The sequence below is a fragment of the Leifsonia sp. 71-9 genome, from assembly GCF_001898805.1.
In the GTDB taxonomy this organism is placed as follows: domain Bacteria; phylum Actinomycetota; class Actinomycetes; order Actinomycetales; family Microbacteriaceae; genus Leifsonia.
In genome coordinates this window covers 39,234-61,633 of sequence record NZ_MKVJ01000004.1, presented here as the reverse complement: position 1 = coordinate 61,633, position 22,400 = coordinate 39,234, and the positions used below count along the sequence as shown (strand labels likewise).

The window sequence follows — 22,400 nt, the reverse complement described above, 5'->3', positions numbered from 1 at the left end:
CCGCAGGCCGGGTGCTACTGCGCCAGTGCTGCTTCGAGCTCCTGGTCGGACGGCTCCGTGAAGTGGCGGCCGTCGGGGAAGACCACGACGGGGATGTTGGTGCGGCCGCTGATCGCCTTGGCGCGGTCGGCCTCCTCGGGGCGCTCCACGAGGTCGATGTAGTCGTAGTCGGTGCCCAGGCGCTCGAGCAGCGCCTTGGAGCGGATGCAGTCGCGGCACCAGTCCGCGCCGAACATGGTCACCTTGTCGAACGTGTCGGTCATGCCTTCAGCCTAAGCGCCGATGCCTGGGAGCCTTCCGTCCACGACGAGGGTCGCCCGGTCGCGGGTCGGTTCGATGATCGCCGCGTTCGCGCCGTCCACGTCGCGCGCCCACGCCAGGGCGGCCTCCGGTGTGCGGCCGTGCCGGGTGTGCCGGTCGACCAGCCGCGCCTCGCGCTCGGCGGCTGGCGTGGCCACGAACCAGCTCTCGGCGAGGAGCGACGGGATGCGCGACCACGGCTCCGCATCCACCAGCAGGTAGTTGCCCTCCGTGACCACCAGTCGCGTCTCGGGGCCGACGGCGATGGAGCCGGCGACCGGCTCATCCACCGACCGCTCGAACGCGGGGGCGAACACCGCGTGGTCCCGCTCGGCGAGCAGTCGCTGGAGCAGCCCGACGTACCCCCACGCGTCGAAGGTGTCGATCGCCCCCTTGCGGTCGCGTCGGCCGAGGGCGTCGAGGGAGGCGTTGGCCAGGTGGAAGCCGTCCATCGGCACGTGCACGGCGGCCCCGTCACCCGCCAGCCCGTTCACCCGCTCGGTGACCGCGCGGGCGAGCGTCGTCTTGCCCGAGCCCGGGCTCCCCGCGACTCCGATGACCACCCGCGTGCCCTCCGGAGCGAGGGCCAGAGCGCGGCGGGCGAGATCGTCGAGGGTCACCCGTCCATCTTGAGGGATCGGGAGCGGCGCCGACTACGGAGCCGAAACCCGACGGACGGCGTGTCGACGGCCACCTCGACGCGCCCCCGTGCCTCGTGGACGCAAATCCATTCACCACGTACTTAATTCGGCCGCAACCGCCGTTGCGTGCACGTACGCGCTCCCTACCGTGGTGACGAATCTTCGCACGTCGCCGAGGCCGATCCCTGTCCGGACCGAGCACGGCAATCGAGGCCGCCATCGACAGGCGGCGTCGATCTCCGAAGACCCCATGACCCGAACAGGAAGAACACTCCGATGCCCTCGTTCCACTACCGTGGACCCGCCGTGGTCCTCGCCGTCCTCGGCCTCGTCGCGGGCGGCGTCGCCGTCGCCGGGCCGGCCAGCGCGGCCACCCCCGTCAACATCCCGGACTCGAATCTGCTGAACTGCGTCGACAGCACGCTCGGCCTTCCCGCCGGCACACCGATCGACTCGGATCAGGCGCAGTCCCTGATCTCGATCACGTGCAACAACCTCGGCATCACCGACATGACCGGTCTCGGCTCGTTCACGAACCTCCTGAACCTCACCATCCGGGACAACGCGATCGTCGACCTGCAGCCGATCGGCGGCCTCACGTCGCTGACCGCCCTCGACGTCGCCAACAACCAGATCGTCTCCATCGCGCCGCTGAACGCGCCGAACCTCCAGACCTTCCTGGTCGACGGCAACAAGCTGACCGACATCGGGCCCGTCCGGCAGATGACGAACCTCCTCAACCTGAACGTCGCCTCCAACCAGCTGACGGACATCGAGGCCGTCCGCGAGCTCGCGACGCTGGTCAGCCTGTCCGTCCACATGAACGACATCTCGGACATCTCGCCCGCCGCGGGTCTCACGCACCTCACCACCCTGACGGCGATGAACAACCACATCAGCGACATCTCGTCGCTGTCCGGACTGACGTCGGCGACCACCTTCAACGTCGCCGGTCAGACGATCTCCCAGCCGGATGGCACCGTCGGCGCGCGCGCGGCCAACCCGGTGATCGGCGTCGACGGCGCGCCCGTGGCGCTGAGCGCGTCCAGCGGTTCGGCGACGTACGACTCCGCCTCCAACACCTGGACCCCGACCGCGGCCGGCCCGCTGACGATGTCGTGGGCCTCCACCCGCACCCCGGGCACCGGCTCGGGCGCCTTCTCCGGCACGTTCACCCTCGATGTGGCTCCGCTCCCGGACGCCCCCGTCCTGGCCGACACGAACGGCCGGACCGTCTCGGGCACCGCGCAGCCGGGCGTGACCGTGATCGTGACCGACGGCTCGGGTGCCGAGGTCGGCACGGCCGTCGCTGATGGGAGCGGCAACTTCACCGTCACCCCCTCCAGCCCCCTCGCGGACGGCACGAAGTTGACCGCCACCGCGGTCGACGGAGCAGGTCACACCTCCGCCCCGTCGAACACGGTGACGGTGGATGCGGTCGCTCCGGATGCTCCGGTGCTGGCTGCAACCGACGGCAAGACCGTGACCGGTACGGCCGAGCCGGGCTCGACCGTGACCCTGACCGACGGCTCGGGTGCCGAGGTCGGCACGGCCGTCGCGGATGGCTCCGGACACTTCACCTTCACCCCCTCCAGCCCGCTGGCGGATGGCACCACGGTGACCGCGACCGCGACCGATGGCTCGGGCAACGTCTCGGGTCCGTCGAACACGGTGACCGTGGATGCGGTCGCTCCGGACGCTCCGATCCTGGCGCCGTCCAACGGGACGACGGTCTCGGGCACGGCCGAGCCCGGCGCGACCGTCACGGTGACCGACGGTGCGGGCAACGTGGTCGGGACGACCGTCGCCGCCGACAACGGCACCTTCACGATCACCCCGTCGAGCCCGCTGGCCGATGGCACCACGGTGACCGCGACCGCGACCGACGGGTCGGGCAACGTCTCGGGTCCGTCGAACACGGTGACCGTGGATGCGGTGGCTCCGGATGCTCCGGTGCTGGCGCCGACCGACGGCAAGACCGTGACCGGTACGGCCGTCCCCGGCACCACCGTGACCGTCACCGACGGCGCGGGCTCGATCGTGGGCACCACCCTCGCGGGCGACGACGGCACGTTCACCCTCACGCCCTCCAGCCCGCTGGCGGACGGCACGAAGGTGACCGCGACCGCGACCGATGGCTCGGGCAACGTCTCCGGCCCGTCGAACACGGTGACCGTGGATGCAGTGGCTCCGGATGCTCCAGTGCTGGCTTCGACGGACGGCAAGACCGTGACCGGTACGGCCGAGCCCGGTTCGACCGTGACGGTCACCGACGGTGCGGGCAACGTGGTCGGGAAGGTCGTGGCGGATGATTCCGGCGCGTTCACCCTCACCCCGGAGAGCCCGCTGGCGGACGGCACGAAGCTGACGGCGACCGCCACGGACGAGGCGGGTAACGCCTCCGGTCCCTCGAACACCGTGACGGTGGACGCGGTGGCTCCGGATGCTCCGGTGCTGGCTCCGTCGAACGGCACCACGGTCTCGGGTACGGCTGAGCCGGGCTCGACGGTGACGGTGACCGATGACGCGGGCAACGTGGTCGGGAAGACGGTCGCCGGCGATGACGGCACCTTCACCCTCACCCCGGACAGCCCGCTGGCGGACGGCACGAAGCTGACGGCGACCGCCACGGACGAGGCGGGCAACGCCTCCGGTCCCTCGAACACCGTGACGGTTGACGCGGTCGCTCCGGACGCTCCGGTGCTCGCGCCCAGCGATGGCACCACCGTGTCGGGTACGGCTGAGCCGGGCTCGACGGTCACGGTGACCGACGACGCCGGCAACGTGATCGGCTCGGCGGTCGCCGACGAGGACGGCACCTTCAGCATCGTCCTGACCAGCCCCCTCCCGGACGGCACCAAGCTGACCGCGACGGCCACGGACGAGGACGGCAATGCCTCCGCACCGTCCAACACCGTGACGGTCGCGCACCCCGCGGCGACGCCCGAGGAGGAGACGCCCAGCACGGAGGCGCCTGACACGGGTGCGACCGACCCGGGTGCGAACGACAAGACGGCCGGCGCTTCGGTGGACGGCAGCGGCGACCTGGCCCACACCGGACTGGACGCGCTCCAGACCGTCCCGTGGATCCTCTCGCTGCTCGGCCTGGGCTTCATCGCCGTGCTGATCGGTCGTCGCCGCCGCAAGGACGGCGCGACGGAAAGCTGACCTGACGGGGCAGCATCACTTCAGGGCAGGCGCCGTCGGGCTCCTGCCCTGAAGGCGTCTCAGGAGGCCGCGCTCACCCCACCGCTCGGAGGGCGGGCTCGTACCGCACCGGCGCGTAGTGCCGCGCGACCAGCGCGCGCAGCGTCTCCAGGTCGCCGCTGAGCAGCCCGGCGGCACGGCCCTGGACGAGCGCGTTGCCGAGCGCGGTCGCCTCCACGGGGCCCGCGAGCACCGGCACGCCCGCGCGGTCGGCGGTGGCCTGGCAGAGCAGGGCGTTGCGCGCCCCGCCGCCGACGATGTGGATGGCCTCGACCGGGACGCCGGAGAGCTCGGAGGCACGCTGCACCGAGCGGGCGAAGGCGTCGGCGAGGCTCTCGATGATCACGCGGACCATGCCGGCCGGACTCGCGGGAGCCCGCAGGTCGCGCTCGGCGAACCAGTCGGCGATGCGGGCCGGGAGGTCGCCGGGCGCCAGGAAGCGCGGGTCGTCGGCGTCGAAGAGATCGGCCGGGCGGGGGAGCTCGGCGGCCTCGGCGAGCAGCGACTCGAGCGTGACGTGCAGGCCGCGGCGCTGCCACTCGCGCAGCGACTCGCTGAGCAGCCACAGGCCCATGACGTTGTGGAGGTAGCGGATGCGGCCGTCCACCCCGCCCTCGTTCGTGAAGTTCGCCGCGCGGCCTTCGTCGCTGACGACACGATGCTCCAGCTCCACCCCGACCAGGCCCCAGGTGCCGCACGAGATGTACGCGGCGCGGGTGGCGTCCATCGGCACGGCGACGACGGCCGAGGCGGTGTCGTGGGAGCCGACGGTCATGACCGTGGGGCCGGCGCCGGCGAACGGGAGGTCGGCGGCGAGCGAGGGCAGGAGGGGGCCGATCGCGGTCCCGGCGTCGACGAGCGGCGCGAACAGGTCGCGCGACAGGCCCAGCCGGGCGATGAGGGCGTCGTTCCACTGCCCGCCTGCGGTCAGCAGGCCGGTGGTGGAGGCGTTCGTGCGCTCCGCGCGCTCCTGCCCGGTGAGCCAGTAGGTCACCAGGTCGGGCACGAGGAGGAAGCGGTCTGCGTCGTCCAGGTTGCCCGCCGCCCGGTCTGCGGCCAGCTGGTACAGGGAGTTGAACGGCAGGAACTGCAGCCCGCCCTCCCGGTACAACTCGTCGGGCGCGACGGCGGCGTGCACGAGATCCACGCCGCGCGCGGAGCGCTCGTCGCGGTAGTGGTACGGCTCGCCCAGCAGCCTCCCGCCGCGCAGCAGGCCGTAGTCGACGGCCCAGGAGTCCACGGCGATGCTCGCGAGACCGGGCTCGGTGCGGGCGACCGAGCCGAGCCCGTCCAGGATGCTGCTGAACAGGCCCGCGAGGTTCCCGTGCAGTGCCGGGCGGTCGCCCTCCCACAGCCGCACGGGGGTGTTGAGGAACCGGGCCGCCTCCGTGAGCTCCAGCGTGTCGGCGCCGACGCGCGCGTGCATGACGCGCCCGCTGGTCGCCCCGAGGTCGACGGCCGCGACGGCTCCCGTGCGCGACACTCCGCCCATCGCAGCCCCGCCCATCGCAGCCGTGTTCATCGCAAGAAGGCCGCGGCGACGCCGGCGTCCACGGGGATGTGGAGGCCGGTGGTGTGGTCGAGATCGCTGGTGCAGAGCACGAACACCGCGTTGGCGACGTGCTCCGGAAGCACCTCCCGCTTGAGCAGGGTGCGCTGCGCGTAGTACTTGCCCAGCTCCTCCTCGGGCACGCCGTAGACCGCGGCGCGCTTGGCACCCCAGCCGCCGGCGAAGATGCCGGAGCCGCGCACGACGCCGTCAGGGTTGATGCCGTTGACGCGGATGCCGTGGTCGCCGAGTTCGGCGGCCAGGAGGCGCACCTGGTGGGCCTGGTCGGCCTTCGTCGCGGAGTAGGCGATGTTGTTCGGGCCGGCGAAGATCGAGTTCTTCGACGAGATGTAGACGATGTCGCCGCCGAGCTTCTGGTCGATCAGCACCCTCGCCGCGGCGCGCGAGACCAGGAACGAGCCCTTGGCCATGACGTCGTGCTGGAGGTCCCAGTCGGCGGTCGTGGTCTCCAGCAGCGGCTTCGAGATGGAGAGCCCGGCGTTGTTGACGACGAGGTCGAGACCGCCGAAGGCGAGCAGCGCGGCGTCGATGGAGGCCTGGACCGCGTCCTCGTCGGTGACGTTCGCGACGACGCCGATGGCGACGTCGGAGCCGCCGATCTCGGCCGCGGCGGCCTGCGCCTTCCCGAGGTCGAGATCGGCGATGACGACGCACGCGCCCTCACCGGCGAGGCGGGTGGCGATGGCCTTGCCGATGCCGGAGGCGGCGCCGGTGACGAGCGCGATGCGGCCGGCGAGCGGCTTGGGCTTCGGGAGGCGGGCCAGCTTGGCCTCCTCGAGCGCCCAGTACTCGATGCGGAACTTCTCCGACTCGTCGATCGGCGCGTAGGTCGAGAGGGCCTCGGCGCCGCGCATCACGTTGATGGCGTTGACGTAGAACTCGCCGGCGACGCGGGCCGTCTGCTTGTCCTTGCCGTAGGAGAACATCCCGACGCCTGGGATGAGCACGATCGCCGGGTCGGCGCCGCGGATCGCGGGGGAGTCGGGGGTGGCGTGTCGGTCGTAGTAAGCCTGGTAGTCGGCGCGGTACTGCTCGTGCAGCTCCTCGAGACGCGCGAGCGACTCCTCGACGGACGCGGTGGCCGGGAGGTCGAGGACCAGCGGCTTCACCTTCGTGCGCAGGAAGTGGTCGGGGCAGGAGGTGCCGAGCGCAGCCAGGCGCGGGTGCTCGCTCGCGGCGAGGAAGTCGAGGACGACGTCGGAGTCGGTGAAGTGCCCGACCTGCACACGGTCGGTGGAGGCGATAGCGCGCAGGTGCGGGGCGAGTGCGGCGGCCTTGGCACGGCGCTCCTCCTCCGGCAGGGCGGCGTAACCGTCCAGGGGGGTTCCGAAGGGTTGCGGGCGGCCGTGGGCGGCGATGTAGTCCGCGGCGGTCTGGATGATCCACAGCGAGTTGGCCTCGGCCTCCTCGCTGGTGTCGCCCCAGGCGGTGATGCCGTGGCCGCCGAGCACGGTGCCGATGGCCTCCGGGTTCGCGGCCTTGATGGCGGCGATGTCGAGACCGAGCTGGAAGCCCGGGCGGCGCCACGGCACCCACACGACCCTGCCGCCGAAGATCGTCTTCGTCAGCTCCTCGCCGTCGGCCGCGGTCGCGATCGCGATGCCGGAGTCGGGGTGGAGGTGGTCGACGTGGGCCGCATCCACGAGACCGTGCATGGCGGTGTCGATCGACGGGGCCGCGCCGCCCTTGCCGTGCAGGGTGTAGTCGAACGCGGCGACCATCTCGTCCTCGCGGTCCAGGCCGGGGTAGACGTTCTGGAGGGCGCGCAGACGGTCGAGGCGCAGGACCGCCAGGCCGGACTCCTTCAGCGTGCCGAGGTCGCCTCCCGAGCCCTTCACCCAGAGCAGCTCGACCGGCTCGCCGGTCACGGGGTCGGTCTCGACGCCCTTGGCGGACGTGTTGCCGCCGGCGTAGTTCGTGTTCTTCGGGTCGGCGCCGAGGCGGTTCGAGCGGCCGATGAGGGCGGCGACGGTCTCGTTCGTCATGATGCGTGATTCCTTAGCGAGGAGGGTGCGATGGTCAGGGGTTCAAGGGAGCGCCGGCGTGGACAGCCACGTGACGATGCGCTCGAGGCTGCGGCGGGCAGCCGGTTCGCCGGGGCGGTTGAGGTGGCCGTGCTGGGTGTCCGGCTCGAAGAGCGAGAGGACGGTGACGCCGTGGGTGGCGAGGGAGGCGGCGAACGCCTCGCCCGACGCACGCAGGGTGTCCACCTCGGAGTTGAGGATGAACACCGGCGGGAGGCCCGTCGGATCGGCCAGGCCGGGGAACGCGTAGGGGTCGGCCATGGTGGCCTCGTCGCCCGCGAAGTTCAGGTTCATCTCGCGGACGGCGGCCGGCTCGAAGGGCGGGTCCTCGGGGGAGTGGCGTTCGACCGCGGCGGCGAGCTCATCCGTGAAGGGCGGCAGCTCGGGATGCACGATCGGGTAGGCGAGCAGGGCGCGGGCGGGCAGCGGGCCGCCCTCATCCCGCAGCCGGAGCAGGGCCCCGGCCGTGAGGTCGCCGCCCGCCGAGGCGCCGCCGATCGCGAGCCGGTCCGGGTCGATGCCCAGTTCGGCCGCGTGGGCGGCGACCCAGCGGAAGGCGGCCACGACGTCATCCGACGGTACCGGGAAGTGCACGCCGTCCACCGCGAGACGGTAGAAGACGGACACCACGACGAACCCCCGCGCCGCGAGAGACCGGGAGACCCAGTCCGCCTCTGGCATGTCGAGGTCTCCGCCGACGAAGCCGCCGCCGTGGTTCCAGACGAAGCCGGGGTGCACTCCGCCCGTGGAGGGGGCATATACCCGGATCGGAATGGATCCGTGCGGCCCGTCGGCCACGGCATCCCGGATGGTGATGGCGGGGCCGCTGCCGGTGTCGCCGGTGTCGGTGCTGTCGGTGCTGTGTGTGCTGTCGGTCACGGAGGTTATGCTCCCCAACTCGCCTGGGTGCCGCCGACACGGTCGGCCTCGATCTTCTCCTGGTAGCCCGACGCCTTGTAGGCGCCCATCGGGTCGGCCGGGAGGCCGCGGGTCTCGCGCCAGGCGGCGAGGTCGGCGCGCACGTCGGTGTTGAAGGCATCCATGAACACCGTGTTGGCGGCGAGCACATCGTTCGCGCGCTGTGCGGCGGCGAGGGCCTCGGTGTCGACGAGGAGCGCCTTGGCGGTGGCCTCCTGCACATTGAGCACCGAGCGGATCTGGCCCGGGATCTTCGCCTCGAGGTTGTGGCACTGGTCGAGCATGAAGGCGACGTCGGGGTTGGCGTAGCCGCCGCCCTGGATGACCTCGTACACGATGCGGAACAGCTGGAACGGGTCGGCCGCGCCCACGATGAGGTCGTCGTCGGCGTAGAACCGGCTGTTGAAGTCGAACGAGCCGAGCTTGCCGAGGCGCAGGAGCTGCATGACGATGAACTCGATGTTCGTGCCGGGCGCGTGGTGGCCGGTGTCGAGGCAGACGAGCGCGCGGTCGCCGAGGGCGGAGGTCTGGGCGAAGCTCGTGCCCCAGTCCGGAACGTCCGTGTGGTAGAAAGCCGGCTCGAAGAACTTGTACTCGAGCACGAGACGCTGGTCGTCGCCGATGCGCTCGTAGATCTTCTGGAGGCTGTCCGCGAGGCGGTCCTGGCGGGCGCGCAGCGAGTCCTGACCCGGGTAGTTGGTGCCGTCGGCGAGCCAGATCTTGAGGTCGCGCGAGCCGGTCTCGTTCATCACGTCGATGCACTCGAAGTGGTGGTCGATCGCCTTCTGGCGGATCCGGTCGTCGTGGTGGGTCACCGAACCGAACTTGTAGTCGTCGTCCTGGAACGTGTTCGAGTTGACGGTGCCGAGCTCGACGCCGTTGTCCTGGGCGTGCTTGCGCAGGTCGGCGTACGAGTCGACCCTGTCCCACGGGATGTGCAGGGCGACGGACGGGGCGAGCCCGGTGTGCTTGTGCACCTGGGCGGCGTCGGAGACCTTCTCGAACGGATCGCGGGCGGTGCCGGCCGTGCTGAACACCTTGAAGCGGGTGCCCGAGTTGCCGAACGCCCAGCTCGGCAGCTCGATCGCCTGCAGCGCCAGCTGCGAGCGGATGTCGTCGGTGAGAGTCATGGATATCGCTTTCTGTGGGACGGATCGATGTCGGGGCGGCGGTGCCTCAGTCGAGGTGGAAGTACTCCGTGAGCCGGTTCATGGTGCTGTCGGGCGCGGTCTCCTCGGCGAAGAACTCGGCCATCGACGCCTGCCAGCGGTCGTTGACCTCCCGGGCGTTCATCCCGGCGACCGCGGCGTCGAAGTCGTCGGTCTCGAGGTAGCCGACGACGAGGCCGTTCGCCGCGTCGACGAACAGGGAGTAGTCGCGCCAGCCGGTCTCGCGCAGAGCGTCGAGCATGTCGGGCCAGACGGTGGTGTGCGCGGCCAGGTAGTCGTCGACCCGGTCGGGCTTCAACCGCATGGTGAAGCAGACGCGGCGGGAAGCGGACACGGTGACTCCTTCGTCGTGGTCGGGCGGGTGGCGACCCGCTCTGAAACGATTCAAGACTAGCGTGCGAGCGCCGGCTCCACAAGACGGACCGCCGAGGTTCACGTCGTGGCGCTCAAGCGCGGCGGAATGGCCGCAACGACGTGAACCTCGGAGGGGCGCGAGGGGCGGGGAGGGGCGCGAAGGGGTGCGAGGGGCGGGCGCGGGGTTACGCGGCGGGGGCCTCGGCGGAGGAGGAGCGGCGGACGATCAGCTCGGGCACGAAGCGCACGTGCTGGTGCACGTGCGTGGCGCCGGCCTCCAGGTCCTCGATCTCGCGGAAGAGCAGCTCGCCGGCGGCGTAGCCGATCTCGCGGCGCGGCTGGCGCACGGCCGAGAGCGGGACCGCGGCCGTCGCGGCGAAGTCGATGTCGTCGTAGCCGACGAGGGCGATGTCCTCCGGCACGCGCAGGCCGCCGGCGACGAAGCCCTGGAGCAGGCCGAGCGCCAGGAGGTCGTTGGCGGCGAACACCGCGGTCGGTCGCTCACCCGGGGCCTGCGCGACGATGCGCTCGGCGGCGTCACGGCCATCCACGGCGCCGAGGTGCTCGACCGGGACGGTCTCGAGGTCGATCGGGGCGAGGCGGGGTTCCGCGGCCTCCGCCTGCGCGATCGCGATGCGCGCGCCCTGCACGCGGTCGCGGATCTGCTGCAGATCGGCGGGACCGCCGACGAACGCGATGCGGCGGTGGCCCTCGGCGATCAGGTGGCCGACGGCGAGCCTCCCGCCCTCCACATCGTCGACGGCGACCGAACACGCTTCGAGGTCGGAGGCGACGCGGTCGACGAGGACGGTCGGGATGCCGTGCTCCCGCAGCCGCTCGATCACGGGCTCGGCGCCGGCGATCGGCGCGAGCAGCACCCCGCGCACGCGCTGCTGCTCGAACGCCGAGAGCTGCTGCTGCTCACGCTCCCCGCTGTTGCCGCTGTTGCCGAGCTGGATGGAGTAGCCGCGCTCGAGGGCGAAACTCTCGGCGCCGACGTAGAGGTCGGTGAAGAAGGGGTTGGCGACGTCCATGACGACCATCGCGATGCTCCGGCTCGCACCGGCGCGCAGCTGCCGGGCCGACTCGTTGCGGGTGAAGCCGAGGGTCGCGATCGCGTCCTCGACGGCGCGGCGGGTGGGCTCGGCGACGATGTCGGGGCGGTTGAGCACGTTGGAGACGGTGCCGACGGCGACACCGGCCAGCGCGGCCACGTCCTTCACGCTCGGGCGCTTGGCTGCGGCCATCGGTGCTCCTTCCCCCGCATCCCCGGATCGATCAGCCATCGTATCGTCCCGGGCTCCGGGGGCGGCGGGCGCGGCCGCCGAGGTTCACGTAGTGGCGCTCATTCCGGACCTGATGGACGCCACTATGTGAACTTCGGCGTGGAGGCCGCGCGCTCAGGAGGTGCGGGTGGCGGTGGCCTCGGTGTCGGCGAGCTCCTCGCGCAGCTCCTCGCGGGCGTTCACGGTGACGTGCGGGCGCATCCCGGTGAACCGGACGCGGAGGCCGCGGTACTTCACGAGATAGAAGACGCCGACGAGGGCGGCCGCGAATCCGCTCGCCCCGCCGACCCCCATCGCCCAGCGCGGGCCGAAGGTGTCGGCCACCCAGCCGACGATCGGGGCGCCGACCGGGGTGCCGCCCATGAAGATCGCCATGTAGATGGCCATGACCCGGCCGCGCAGCATCGGGTCGGTCGTCATCTGCACCGTGCCGTTCGCGGTCGTCATCAGGGTCTGCGACGAGACGCCGATCACGATGAGGGCGATCGCGAACAGCCAGTAGGTCGGCATGACGGCGGCGATCGTGCATCCGGCGCCGAACAGCGCGGCCCCGGCGAACAGCAGCGCGACCCGCGGCCGCTCCCGGCGGGCCGAGAGCAAGGCGCCGACCACCGACCCGATCGCCATGACGGACGACAGGATGCCGTACTCACCCGCGCCCTGGTGGAAGACGGTCACCGACATGGTCGAGATGAAGATCGGGAAGTTGAGGCCGAAGGTGCCGATGAGGAACACCATGATGAGGATGACCATGATGTCGGGGCGCTTGCGCACGTATTTGAAGCCCTCGACGAGCCCGCCGCGCGTCCGCTTCGCCCGCTCGGTGCGGTAGAGCTGCTCGCGCCGCAGCGTCATCAGCGAGATGAGCACCGCGCCGAAGGTGGCGGCGTTGATGAGGAACACCCAACCGGCGCCGACGGCGGCGGTCAGGAGGCCGGCGACGGCCGGGCCGAGCAGACGCGCCGCGTTGAAGGACGCCGAGTTGAGGGCGACGGCGTTGGAGAGGTTCGGGCCCGTCACGAGCTCGGAGACGAAGGTCTGCCGCGCCGGGGCGTCGAACGCCGCCACCACGCCGAGCAGCAGAGCGAACACGTAGACGTGCCAGAGCTGGACGACCCCGGTGACGGTCAGGAGGCCGAGCCCGAGGCCCAGCACCCCCATCGCGCCCTGCGTGGCCATGAGCAGCTTGCGGCGGTCGAGGTGGTCGGCCGCCCATCCCGTCACCGGGAGGAGGAGCAGCTGCGGGCCGAACTGCAGTGCCATGACGAACCCCACGGCGGCGGCGTTGTTGTGGGTGAGCTGGGTCAGGACGATCCAGTCCTGAGCCGTGCGCTGCATCCACGTGCCGACGTTGGAGACCAGGGCGCCGGCGGCCCAGATGCGGTAGTTGACGCCGGCGAGCGAACGGAACATCGCGCTCACGAGTCGGCGACCTCCCGCATGATCGCGGCGGCCTCGGCCAGCACGGCGCGCTGCTCGGGGGAGAGCTCCCGCAGCCGCAGGTGCAGCCAGGCGTCACGGCGGCGGCGCGTCTCGGCGATGAGCGCGCGGCCGGCATCGGTCGGCACGACGACGACCTTGCGGCCGTCCTCCGCGTCGGCGGTGCGCTCGACGTAGCCCGCCTCCTCGAGGTGGTTGACGGTGCGGTTCATGGAGGGCGGCGTGACCCGCTCGTGCTCGCTGAGCCGCCCGATCGTCCCGGAGCCCTCGCGCACCAGGAAGGCGAGCGTCGAGGTCTGGGAATCGCTCAGCTCGTCGTCCTCCTTCTCCGCGCGCAGGCGGCGCGAGAGACGTGCGACGGAGATCCGCAGCGCGCTGCTGAGGTCGTGCGTCGAGAGACGGGTGGAGGCCATGAATACTTAGCCTAGCAATTTAGGCTTGCTAAACAAATCCCGTCCGCTCTGCGCGTACAGGAGAATGGGCCCGTGGCGACCTTCACCGACGACGACGGAATCCGGATCCACTACGACGCGTACCCGGCCCAGGGCCCCGCGCGCGCCGTCGTGCAGATCGCGCACGGGGTGGGGGAGCACGCAGCTCGTTACCGCGCGCTCGCCGAGCAGCTCGCGAGCCTCGGATACGCGGTCTATGCCGACGACCACCGTGGCCACGGCCGCACCGGCATGGAGCAGTGGGACGGCGACGCCTCGAAGATCGGCCGGCTCGGGCCGGGCGGACTGCGCGCGGCGATCCGCGACGTCCGCCAGTTCAGCGCGCTGATCCGCGGGGAGAACCCGGACCTGCCGCTCGTGTACCTCGGGCACAGCTGGGGCTCGCTGATCGGGCAGATCATCCTGAACCGGCACAGCGATGACTACGACGCCGCCGTGCTCACCGGCACGGCGTACCGGATGGTCGGCTCGATGAACAGCGGCGACCTCAACAAGCGGCACGCGCATCTCGGGACCACCGGCGCGGAGTGGCTGAGCCGCGACCCGAAGGTGGCGCAGGAGTTCGTCGACGATCCGCTCACGACGCTGACGCCCCTGCAGAAGCTCTTCGGGCTGGCGGACGCCGCGCGGCTGCTCGGGCGACCGGCGCGGCACCTCGCCCGCGACCTCCCGCTGCTGATCCAGGTGGGCGCGGACGACCCGCTCGGCGGGGAGGCGTCCGCGCGCAAGCTGGAGCGCGCCTACCGCGACCGCTCGGGGCTCACGGACGTCACCACGATCGTCTACCCCGGTGCCCGCCACGAGGTCTTCAACGAGACCAACCGCGCCGAAGTCATCGCCGACCTCACCGCCTGGCTCGGCGACCGCTTCCCCGCCCGCGCCTAGCCGGCCCGCGAGCACAGGAAAAGTGTTCGCTCGCGGCGCCATGCAGAGCACTATTCCTGTGCTCGGCGGCCGAATTAGGCTGGGGGCATGCATGGTGAGTACAAGGTTCCCGGGGGCAAGCTCGTAGTGGTCGACCTGGAGGTCGTGGACGGGCGGATCAGCGGATTCCGGCTCGCCGGCGACTTCTTCCTCGAGCCCGACACGGCGCTGGAGGCGATCGACGCTGCGGTGAACGGCCTCCCCGCCGAGTCCGACGCCAAGACGATCGCCGCGGCCGTCAAGGACGCACTGCCCGAGGGCGCCATCCTGCTCGGGTTCTCGCCCGACGCCGTCGCCGTCGCGATCCGCCGCGCGCTCGCCAAGGCGACCAGCTGGCGCGACTACCCGTGGGAGATCGTGCACGCCAAGGCCGTCTCGCCGCTGATGCACCTGGCGCTGGACGAGGTGCTCACCAACGAGGTCGGCGACGGTCGCCGCGGCCCGACCCTGCGCATCTGGGAGTGGGACGAGCCCGCCGTGGTCATCGGCAGCTTCCAGTCCGTGAAGAACGAGGTCGACCCCGAGAACGCGGAGAAGTACGGCATCCAGGTCGTCCGCCGCATCACCGGCGGCGGCGCGATGTTCATGGAGGCCGGCTCGGTCGTCACCTACTCGATCTACGCGCCGGCCGACCTGGTGCAGGGGATGAGCTTCGCCGACAGCTACGCGTTCCTCGACGAGTGGGCGATCGTGGCGCTGAAGTCGCTCGGCATCGACGCCGTCTACCAGCCGCTCAACGACATCACGAGCCCGTCGGGGAAGATCGGCGGGGCCGCGCAGAAGCGCCTCGGCTCCGGTGCGGTGCTCCACCACGTCACGATGAGCTACGACATGGACGGCCAGAAGATGACGGAGGTGCTCCGCATCGGCCGCGAGAAGATCAGCGACAAGGGCATCACCAGCGCCGCGAAGCGCGTCGACCCGCTGCGCAGCCAGACCGGCCTCAGCCGCGCCGAGATCATCGAGCGGATGAAGCAGACCTTCACGAGCCTGTACGGCGCGACGGAGGGCGATCTCACCGACGAGGAGTACGCGGAGGCCGAGCGCCTGGTCGACGAGAAGTTCGGCACCGACGAGTGGCTCTACCGCGTGCCGTAAGCCGCGGGCGAGCCGGGAAGAGCTCGGAAAGCCCGTATGCCGTTCGTGGCATACGGGCTTTTTCCTGTTTGCCGCTTGCGCGCGAAGGGATCGCGTCTGTTAGGTTAGGCATGGCTTAGTTAGCCAAGCCTTACCTACACCTCACCTTCAGAGATCGCCGCGGATCGGCCCATGCCGACCCGCTGCCAGGAGTGCCATGACAGCGTCCCGAACTGCTTCGACAGCCCCCGATCCCGAGAGGCCGCGCGCGCCCCGTCGTCCGCGCCGGGTCCTCGCCGCCGCCCTCGCGACCCTGCTCGCGGCGGCCGGCCTCAGCGCCGTGGGCGCCGCGCCCGCGATGGCCGCCGGCCCCGCCGTCTCCGCTCCGGAGGTGCCCGCCGCCGGCGGCACGATCACGGTGACGGGAAGCGGCTTCGCCGCGACGGCCCCCGGCATCTACCTCGCCGTCGGACCGGCCGGCCTCGGCGGCTTCTACCAGGGCGCCTCCAGCCTCCTGCCGACCGAGACGGTCTGGATCGCTCCGGGCAACGAGCAGGTCCCGTCCGGCACCGCGCGTCAGGAGCCGATGGCGGAGGACGGCACCTTCACGGTGAAGCTGACCGTCCCCGCGGCCACCGCCGAGACCCCGGCCTACGCCATCTACACGTCGAAGGCGCACGGGCAGGGCTTCGCGGACCCGTCCCAGAACACGATCACGGCGCTCTCGTACGCGGCTCCCGAGCCGACGACCACCTCCGTCGCGCTCACCAGCGACGTCGCGAGCGTCGAGGAGGGCGCCGCCGTCACCCTGACCGCGACCGTCACGCCCGCGACCGACGGCACGGTGACCTTCTCCGAGGGCTCGACCGAGCTCGGCAGCACGCCCGTCTCCGGCGGCACCGCGACGCTGACCACCAGCTCGCTCTCGGTCGGCACCCACAGCATCACCGCCGCGTTCGCGCCGTCGGACACGGCCGCGCACACCGGCTCGACCTCGTCGGCGACCACGGTGACCGTCACCGCCAAGCCCCAGCCGACCGGTCCCTCCGTCACCGTCACCCCGGCGACCGGCATCGACCCGGCCGCCGGCACCGTCACGGTGAGCGGAACCGGGTTCTCGACCACCGGCACCGGCTTCTACGTCGGCGTCGGGCCGAAGTCGGCGAAGGACAACGCCGACTGGTTCGTGAACGCCGGGTACTACCAGGGCGTCAAGTGGGCCACCACGGCGGGCACGTACGGCGCGAAGATCAACGCGGACGGCTCCATCTCGATCCCGCTCACCAAGCTGAAGCGGGTCTTCACCTCCAACGGCGCCACGGTCGACTGCGGCGCCGTCGAGTGCGGCGTCTATACGTTCGCTGCACACGGCTCCGCCGACCGCAGCCAGGACACGTACACGCCCATCGCGTTCGCCGCGCCGACTGCGACCACCCTGGCCGTCACCAGCTCGGCCGCGTCGGTCGTCACCGGCACCTCCGTCACGCTGACGGCGACGGTGTCGCCGGCGGCGGTCGGCTCCGTCGAGTTCTTCGACGGCACCACCTCGCTCGGCACCGCCTCGATCGCCTCCGGGACCACGGCGACGCTCGACACCAGCGCCCTCGCGGTCGGATCGCACCAGATCACCGCGACCTTCACCCCGGCGGACGCGACCGTCGCGACCCCGTCGACCGCCGCGGCGACCACCGTCACGGTGACCTCCGTCGCGACACCCGCCGTCGTGGTCAGTCCGAACACCGGGGTCGACCCGGCCGCGGGCTCCCTCACCGTCAGCGGCACCGGATTCGCCACCACCGGCCCCGGCTTCTACATCGGCGTCGGGCCGAAGTCGGCCAAGGACAACGCCGACTGGTCCTCGAACGCGAAGTACTACCAGGGCGTCAAGTGGGCGACCACGGCCGGCACGTACGGCGCGAAGATCAACGCGGACGGCTCGTTCACGATCAGCCTCTCGGGGCTCAAGCGCCTGTTCAGCTCGAACGGCGCCACGGTCGACTGCGGCGCCGTCGAGTGCGGCGTCTACACGTTCGCCGCGCACGGCTCCGCCGACCGCAGCCAGGACACGTACACGCCCATCGCGTTCGCCGCGACGCCGCAGACGTCGGTGGTGCTGACGAGCAGCGCCTCGAGCGTCACGACGGGCACGCAAGTGAGCTTCACGGCGACCGTCTCGACCCCGGCCTCCTCCGCTCTCGCGGGATCCGTCGAGTTCTTCGACGGGGGCACATCCCTCGGCTCCTCGGAGGTCGTGCTCGGCGTGGCCGCGACGGCGACGAAGGCCCTGTCCGTCGGCTCCCACGCCATCACCGCGACCTTCACCCCGGCCGACCCGAACGCCGCGACCACCGCGACCTCGACCGCGGTGACCGTCACCGTGAACCCGGCCGGCGTCCCGACCGTGAACGTCCCCCAGGTCCCGGCCGGCGGCGGCACCATCACCGTCACGGGAAGCGGGTTCGCCACGTCGGCACCCGGCATCTACCTGGGCCTCGGCCCGGCGGGTCTCGGCGGCTTCTACGCGGCACCGGACAAGCTCATCGCGACCGAGGTCGTCTGGATCGCCGCAGGCAACCCGCTGGTGACCACCGGCACCGCCCGCACCGCGCCGCTCAACGCCGACGGGACGTTCTCCGTCGACATCACGGTGCCCGCGGCCAGCGCGACCACCCCGGCGTACGCGCTCTACACCTCGAAGGCGCACGGTCAGGGCTTCGCGGATCCGTCGCAGAACACCGTCACGAACCTCGCGTACGCCGAGGCCGGCACCGCCATCACGCCGACGATCACCGTGACCACCTCGGGCAGCACCGGCAACGCGGGCGACCCGATCGACGTCACCGTGCGCGTCACCCCGGCGGCCGACGGCACCATCACCATCCTGGACAACGGCAAGGTCGTCGCCAGCGGCCTGCGACTGGTCCGGGATGTGACGGCTCCGGTCTCCGGCGCAGCGGCCTTCGCCGCCCTCGCCGCGAGCTCCTCCTCGGTGAGCGCGCGCGTGCCCGGGCTGACCTCCGGCACGCACGCGTTCTCGGCCAGCTTCACGCCGGACGACCCGAGTCAGTTCACCCCGACGGTCTCGCCGCAGGTGAACGTCGTCATCGCCCCGGCCGCCGCCGTGACCCCGGAGGCCCCGGCCCCCGTCGCCGCGGCCCAGCCGACCTGCGTGGCGCGCGCTGTGAGCGACGCCTCGCTGAACTGGGGCGTGAAGACGAGCTTCCGCAACTACATCAGCGGCGGCATCGCGAACGGCTCCTGGACGCTCGCGGGCGTTTCCTACTCCGGCGGCCAGTACGGCTGGAGCGGCGGAAAGGGCACCTTCAACCCGGACGAGACCCGCGGTCTCGTGCGCTACTCCGGCTCGGTCTCGTTCACGGGACACGACGGGGTGCTGAACCTGGTGCTCTCGAACCTCGCGATCCGGGTCACCAGCGCGACCCAGGCGACGCTCATCGCGGACGTGCACTCGACCGACATGAGCGGTAAGCCGAGCGACTACTCGGGCGTCTCGTTCGCGACGATCGCGCTCGGGGGCGGGAAGGCCTCCGGCTCGACCTTCTCGGTCGACGGCGCGGCCACCGCCCTGACCGCCGACGGGGCGAAGGCGTTCGCCGGGTTCTACAACGCCGGCGACGCGCTCGACCCGATCTCGTTCCGGTTCCCGCTCGGCGCCGAGGTGGCGTGCGACAGCACCACGACCTCCGGCCTCGCCTCGACGGGCAGCGCCGGGTCGGGCGCCGTGCCGCTGTTCGGCGGCCTGCTGATCCTCGCGGGCATCGCCGCGGTGGCGGTCGTGCGCCGCCGGGCTGCGCGCGCGGACGTGGAGGCTGTGTGAGTCTCCGCGACACTCTGACCATGGGCGGCGCTTCCGGCGCCGCCCATGGGCGTTCCCGCACCATCCGGATGCGCGCGGCAGGTGCCTTCGCCGTCGCCGTCCTCGCGGCGGTCCTGACGGGTTGCGCGGCGGGCGCCCCCGCGGCCAAGCCGACCAGCGCGAGCCCCTCGGCCTCCGCGACCGCCACGGGCGACGCACTGCCGGACCCCCGCACCATCACCGGACCGTCGACCGCGGCCTCCATCGCCCAGATCGAGCCGGTGGAGAAGAACCCGAAGCCGTCGCTGCCGGTCACCGTGACCGACGCGACGGGCACCTCGGTGACGATCACCGACACCAGCCGCATCCTGGCCCTCGACATCTACGGCACACTCGCCGAGACGGTCGTCGGACTCGGTCTCGGCGACAAGCTGGTCGGCCGCGGCTCCTCCAACACGCTCGACGTGATGAAGGACCTGCCCCTGGTCACCCAGAACGGCCACGAGCTGAACGGCGAGGCGATCCTCGCCCTGCGCCCCACGCTCGTGCTGACCGACACGACCCTCGGCCCGCGCGAAGTGCAGGACCAGCTGCGCGCCTCCGGAGTCCCCGTCGTGTTCTTCGACCCCAAGCGCAGCATCGCCACGATCGGCGCGCAGACGAAGGCGGTCGCGCACGCGGTCGGCCTCGACGCGGTCGGCGACAAGCTGGTGAAGCGCACCGACGAGGAGCTCGTGACGGCGAAGGCCGACATCGCCAAGCTCGCCCCGAAGGCCGACGCCGACAAGCTGCGCGTCGCGTTCCTCTACGTGCGCGGCACGGCCGGCGTGTTCTTCCTCTTCGGCAAGGGGATGGGTGCCGACGACCTGATCTCGGGCGTCGGTGCGGTGGACGTCGCCTCCGCGGCGGGCATCACCGGCGCGAAACCCGCGAACAGCGAGGCGCTGCTGGCGACCAACCCGGACGTCTTCCTGATGATGACCGACGGGCTGGAGTCCACGGGCGGCGTCGACGGCCTCCTGAAGCGGCCCGGGGTGGCGGACACGCTCGCCGGTCAGCACCGCCGGATCGTCGACATGTCTGACGGGCAGATCCTGTCCTTCGGCCCGACCACCCCCGCGGTGCTGCGCTCGCTCGCCGACGCGCTGTACCGGCCCGGGGCGGTGGGATGACCGCCCACGCCACCCGGCCCGAGCAGGCCCGTCGCACCTCCCGTGCCTCCCGAACCGATCGGGTCGCCGTCGCCGCGGTGACCCGGGCGCGGGGGAGGCGCGCACTCGTGATCGGCGCGATGATCGTGCTGCTCCTCGCCGTCGTGCTGACCTCGTCGGCGCTCGGGCAGTTCTCCCTGTCGCCGGCCGAGATCTTCGCGTCGTTCGGCCGGCGGCTGGGACTCGCGCCCACCGCGCCGGCCGACGCCTACGCCGACGGGGCGCTCTGGAACGTCCGGTTCCCGCGCATCGTGCTCGGCCTGATCGTGGGCGCCGCCCTCGGCGTCGCGGGCGCGCTGATGCAGGGCGTGTTCGCCAACCCGCTCGCCGAGCCCGCGGTCGTCGGCGTCTCGGCGGGCGCCGCGGTCGGGGCCTGCGCCGCGATCGTCTTCGGCCTGCAGACCTTCGGCGCCGCCACGGTCCCGGCCGCGGCGTTCGTCTCCGGCGTGATCACCACCGTGCTCGTGTACGTGCTCGCCCGCGCGCGCGGCCGCACCCGCGTGCTCATGCTGGTGCTCACCGGCATCGCCGTGAACGCGATCGCCAACGCGGTGATCGCCCTCTTCGTCTTCCTCGCCGACACCGCCAGCCGTGAGCAGATCATGTTCTGGCAGCTCGGCTCCCTCAACGGCGCCACCTGGTCCGCGGTCGGCGTGACGCTCCCGCTCCTGATCGTCGGAGTGCTCTGCGCCTGCCTGATGTCCCGGCGGCTGGATGCGCTGGCGCTCGGCGACCGCAGCGCCCGCCACCTCGGGGTGCCGGTCGAGCGCGTGCGGCTGGTCTCCATCCTTTTGGTCGCCCTGCTGACCGCGGTGGCCGTGTCGTTCGCCGGGATCATCGCGTTCGTCGGCCTGATCGTGCCGCACCTGCTGCGCCTGCTGATCGGGCCCGGCCACGGCGCCCTGCTCCCCGCGAGCGCCCTCGGCGGTGCGTTGCTCATCTCGGTCGCCGACGTCGTGGCCCGCACGGCCATCCCGTTCGCCGACCTCCCGATCGGGATGTTCACGGCTCTCGTCGGCGGCCCCGTCTTCTTCGTGCTGCTGCGGCGCACGGTCGCGTCGGGGGAGAGCGCATGAGCGCCGCATCCCGCGCCGCTGGGACCGGGGTGGCTGCTGCGGCTGTTGCAACCGGTGCGACGGCTGCGACCGGTGCGGCTGTTGCAACCGGAGCGACGGCCGCGACCGGAGAGACGGCCGCGACCGGCGCGACGGCCGCGACCGTCGGCGCCGAACTGCGCGGCGTCGGTGTGACGATCGCCGGCCGCCGCATCCTGGACGGCGTCGACCTCGCCGTCCGCGCCGGCGAACTGGTCGCGCTCATCGGCCCGAACGGCGCAGGCAAGTCCACCGCCCTCGGCGTGCTCGCCGGCGACACCGCACCCGAGACCGGAACCGCGCTGATCGACGGCCGCGACGCCCGCACCGTGAAGGTCGGCGAGCTCGGGAGGCTGCGCGCCGTGCTCCTGCAGCAGAAGGGTGTCTCGTTCTCCTACCCTGTGCGCGAGGTCGTCGCGATGGGCCGCATGCCGTGGGCGCGCACGCCGCAGAGCGACGACGACGCCGCGATCATCGCAGACGCGCTCGAGCGCACCTCCACCGCCCACCTCGCCGACCGCGACGTCACCACGCTCTCGGGCGGCGAGCTCGCCCGCGTCTCGCTCGCGCGGGTGCTCGCGCAGCGCTGCCCGATCGTGCTGCTCGACGAGCCCACCGACGCGCTCGACCTCGGCCACCAGGAGCAGGTGCTCACCCTCGCCGCCGAGCTGGCCCGCTCCGGCAGCGCCGTGCTGGCCGTGCTGCACGACCTCAACCTCGCGGCCGCCTACGCCGACCGGGTGGTGCTCCTGAGCGACGGCCGGGTGATCGCCGACGGGCCTCCCGAGGAGGTCCTGACCGCCGAGCGGGTGGCCGACGTCTACGCGTATCCGGTCGACGTCATCCCGCACCCGGAGAGCGGCGCACCCTTGGTGCTTCCTGTGCGTCCACGGGGCGCGCGGCGACCCTCCGGTAC

Annotated in this window: 17 protein-coding genes; 7 read left to right on the top strand and 10 right to left on the bottom strand. The window is 71.9% G+C overall.

The features are described 5' to 3' along the window. Positions 1-14: 14 nt before the first annotated feature. Together BGO91_RS03930 and BGO91_RS03925 are read right to left on the bottom strand one after the other, a co-directional pair. Positions 15-263, bottom strand: coding sequence for a glutaredoxin family protein (locus tag BGO91_RS03930; protein WP_290471569.1), 249 nt, complete (start codon positions 261-263; stop codon positions 15-17). 9 nt (positions 264-272) lie between these two features. Further along, positions 273-920 (bottom strand): nucleoside/nucleotide kinase family protein, encoded by a 648-nt coding sequence (locus BGO91_RS03925; RefSeq protein WP_290471568.1) that lies wholly within the window; start codon positions 918-920, stop codon positions 273-275. A 297-nt stretch (positions 921-1,217) separates the two neighbouring features. Here BGO91_RS03925 and BGO91_RS03920 point away from each other — a divergent pair, with 297 nt between their 5' ends. Next, positions 1,218-4,109, top strand: coding sequence for an Ig-like domain-containing protein (locus BGO91_RS03920; RefSeq protein WP_290471567.1), 2,892 nt, complete (start codon positions 1,218-1,220; stop codon positions 4,107-4,109). 73 nt (positions 4,110-4,182) lie between these two features. Here BGO91_RS03920 and BGO91_RS03915 read toward each other — a convergent pair whose 3' ends face one another. The 8 genes from BGO91_RS03915 to BGO91_RS03880 form a co-directional block, all read right to left on the bottom strand. Continuing rightward, positions 4,183-5,670, bottom strand: coding sequence for a rhamnulokinase family protein (locus BGO91_RS03915; RefSeq protein WP_290471566.1), 1,488 nt, complete (start codon positions 5,668-5,670; stop codon positions 4,183-4,185). Further along, positions 5,667-7,703 (bottom strand): bifunctional aldolase/short-chain dehydrogenase, encoded by a 2,037-nt coding sequence (locus tag BGO91_RS03910; protein WP_290471565.1) that lies wholly within the window; start codon positions 7,701-7,703, stop codon positions 5,667-5,669. The genes BGO91_RS03915 and BGO91_RS03910 overlap by 4 nt, the downstream gene beginning before the upstream one ends. Positions 7,704-7,745: 42 nt before the next feature. Then, complete coding sequence (locus BGO91_RS03905; RefSeq protein ID WP_290471564.1) at positions 7,746-8,621, bottom strand: alpha/beta hydrolase; 876 nt, start codon at positions 8,619-8,621, stop codon at positions 7,746-7,748. A gap of 5 nt (positions 8,622-8,626) precedes the next feature. Next, positions 8,627-9,790, bottom strand: coding sequence for an L-rhamnose isomerase (gene rhaI / locus BGO91_RS03900; protein ID WP_290471563.1), 1,164 nt, complete (start codon positions 9,788-9,790; stop codon positions 8,627-8,629). A 46-nt stretch (positions 9,791-9,836) separates the two neighbouring features. Then, positions 9,837-10,163 (bottom strand): L-rhamnose mutarotase, encoded by a 327-nt coding sequence (locus BGO91_RS03895; RefSeq protein WP_290471562.1) that lies wholly within the window; start codon positions 10,161-10,163, stop codon positions 9,837-9,839. Between the two features lie 205 nt (positions 10,164-10,368). Further along, positions 10,369-11,430 carry a LacI family DNA-binding transcriptional regulator gene (locus tag BGO91_RS03890; protein ID WP_290471561.1) on the bottom strand — a complete coding sequence of 354 codons (1,062 nt, stop codon included), beginning with the start codon at positions 11,428-11,430 and terminating at the stop codon, positions 10,369-10,371. A gap of 153 nt (positions 11,431-11,583) precedes the next feature. After that, positions 11,584-12,882 (bottom strand): MFS transporter, encoded by a 1,299-nt coding sequence (locus BGO91_RS03885; RefSeq protein WP_290471613.1) that lies wholly within the window; start codon positions 12,880-12,882, stop codon positions 11,584-11,586. A gap of 5 nt (positions 12,883-12,887) precedes the next feature. Continuing rightward, entirely contained in the window at positions 12,888-13,322 is a 435-nt protein-coding gene (locus BGO91_RS03880) for a MarR family transcriptional regulator (RefSeq protein ID WP_290471560.1), read from the bottom strand. A gap of 72 nt (positions 13,323-13,394) precedes the next feature. Between BGO91_RS03880 and BGO91_RS03875 the strand changes: the two genes are divergently transcribed. From BGO91_RS03875 to BGO91_RS03850, 6 genes are all read left to right on the top strand, one after another. After that, positions 13,395-14,246, top strand: a complete 852-nt coding sequence (locus tag BGO91_RS03875; protein ID WP_290471559.1) for an alpha/beta fold hydrolase — start codon at positions 13,395-13,397, stop codon at positions 14,244-14,246. 87 nt (positions 14,247-14,333) lie between these two features. Next, the gene (locus tag BGO91_RS03870) at positions 14,334-15,383 is read left to right on the top strand and encodes a biotin/lipoate A/B protein ligase family protein (RefSeq protein WP_290471558.1); all 1,050 of its coding nucleotides are present in this window, start codon (positions 14,334-14,336) and stop codon (positions 15,381-15,383) included. A gap of 196 nt (positions 15,384-15,579) precedes the next feature. Then, positions 15,580-19,200 (top strand): HtaA domain-containing protein, encoded by a 3,621-nt coding sequence (locus tag BGO91_RS03865; RefSeq protein ID WP_290471557.1) that lies wholly within the window; start codon positions 15,580-15,582, stop codon positions 19,198-19,200. Positions 19,201-19,220: 20 nt separating this feature from the next. Further along, positions 19,221-20,351: an ABC transporter substrate-binding protein gene (locus tag BGO91_RS03860; protein WP_290471556.1), complete on the top strand. Its 1,131-nt coding sequence runs from the start codon at positions 19,221-19,223 to the stop codon at positions 20,349-20,351. Next, positions 20,348-21,466: an iron ABC transporter permease gene (locus BGO91_RS03855; protein ID WP_290471555.1), complete on the top strand. Its 1,119-nt coding sequence runs from the start codon at positions 20,348-20,350 to the stop codon at positions 21,464-21,466. Before BGO91_RS03860 ends, BGO91_RS03855 begins: the two co-directional genes overlap by 4 nt. Next, a partial coding sequence (locus tag BGO91_RS03850) for a heme ABC transporter ATP-binding protein (RefSeq protein ID WP_366925289.1) occupies positions 21,463-22,400 on the top strand: 938 nt, incomplete at its 3' end. The genes BGO91_RS03855 and BGO91_RS03850, both read left to right, overlap by 4 nt.

What these genes read in the sequence shown, in the direction of transcription:
- BGO91_RS03930 (WP_290471569.1), bottom strand. Translation starts at nt 263, where the DNA reads ATGACCGACACGTTCGACAAGGTGACCATGTTCGGCGCGGACTGGTGC.
- BGO91_RS03920 (WP_290471567.1), top strand. Translation starts at nt 1,218, where the DNA reads ATGCCCTCGTTCCACTACCGTGGACCCGCCGTGGTCCTCGCCGTCCTC.
- BGO91_RS03915 (WP_290471566.1), bottom strand. Translation starts at nt 5,670, where the DNA reads ATGAACACGGCTGCGATGGGCGGGGCTGCGATGGGCGGAGTGTCGCGC.
- BGO91_RS03910 (WP_290471565.1), bottom strand. Translation starts at nt 7,703, where the DNA reads ATGACGAACGAGACCGTCGCCGCCCTCATCGGCCGCTCGAACCGCCTC.
- rhaI (WP_290471563.1), bottom strand. Translation starts at nt 9,790, where the DNA reads ATGACTCTCACCGACGACATCCGCTCGCAGCTGGCGCTGCAGGCGATC.
- BGO91_RS03890 (WP_290471561.1), bottom strand. Translation starts at nt 11,430, where the DNA reads ATGGCCGCAGCCAAGCGCCCGAGCGTGAAGGACGTGGCCGCGCTGGCC.
- BGO91_RS03885 (WP_290471613.1), bottom strand. Translation starts at nt 12,882, where the DNA reads ATGTTCCGTTCGCTCGCCGGCGTCAACTACCGCATCTGGGCCGCCGGC.
- BGO91_RS03880 (WP_290471560.1), bottom strand. Translation starts at nt 13,322, where the DNA reads ATGGCCTCCACCCGTCTCTCGACGCACGACCTCAGCAGCGCGCTGCGG.
- BGO91_RS03870 (WP_290471558.1), top strand. Translation starts at nt 14,334, where the DNA reads ATGCATGGTGAGTACAAGGTTCCCGGGGGCAAGCTCGTAGTGGTCGAC.
- BGO91_RS03865 (WP_290471557.1), top strand. Translation starts at nt 15,580, where the DNA reads ATGACAGCGTCCCGAACTGCTTCGACAGCCCCCGATCCCGAGAGGCCG.
- BGO91_RS03860 (WP_290471556.1), top strand. Translation starts at nt 19,221, where the DNA reads ATGGGCGGCGCTTCCGGCGCCGCCCATGGGCGTTCCCGCACCATCCGG.
- BGO91_RS03855 (WP_290471555.1), top strand. Translation starts at nt 20,348, where the DNA reads ATGACCGCCCACGCCACCCGGCCCGAGCAGGCCCGTCGCACCTCCCGT.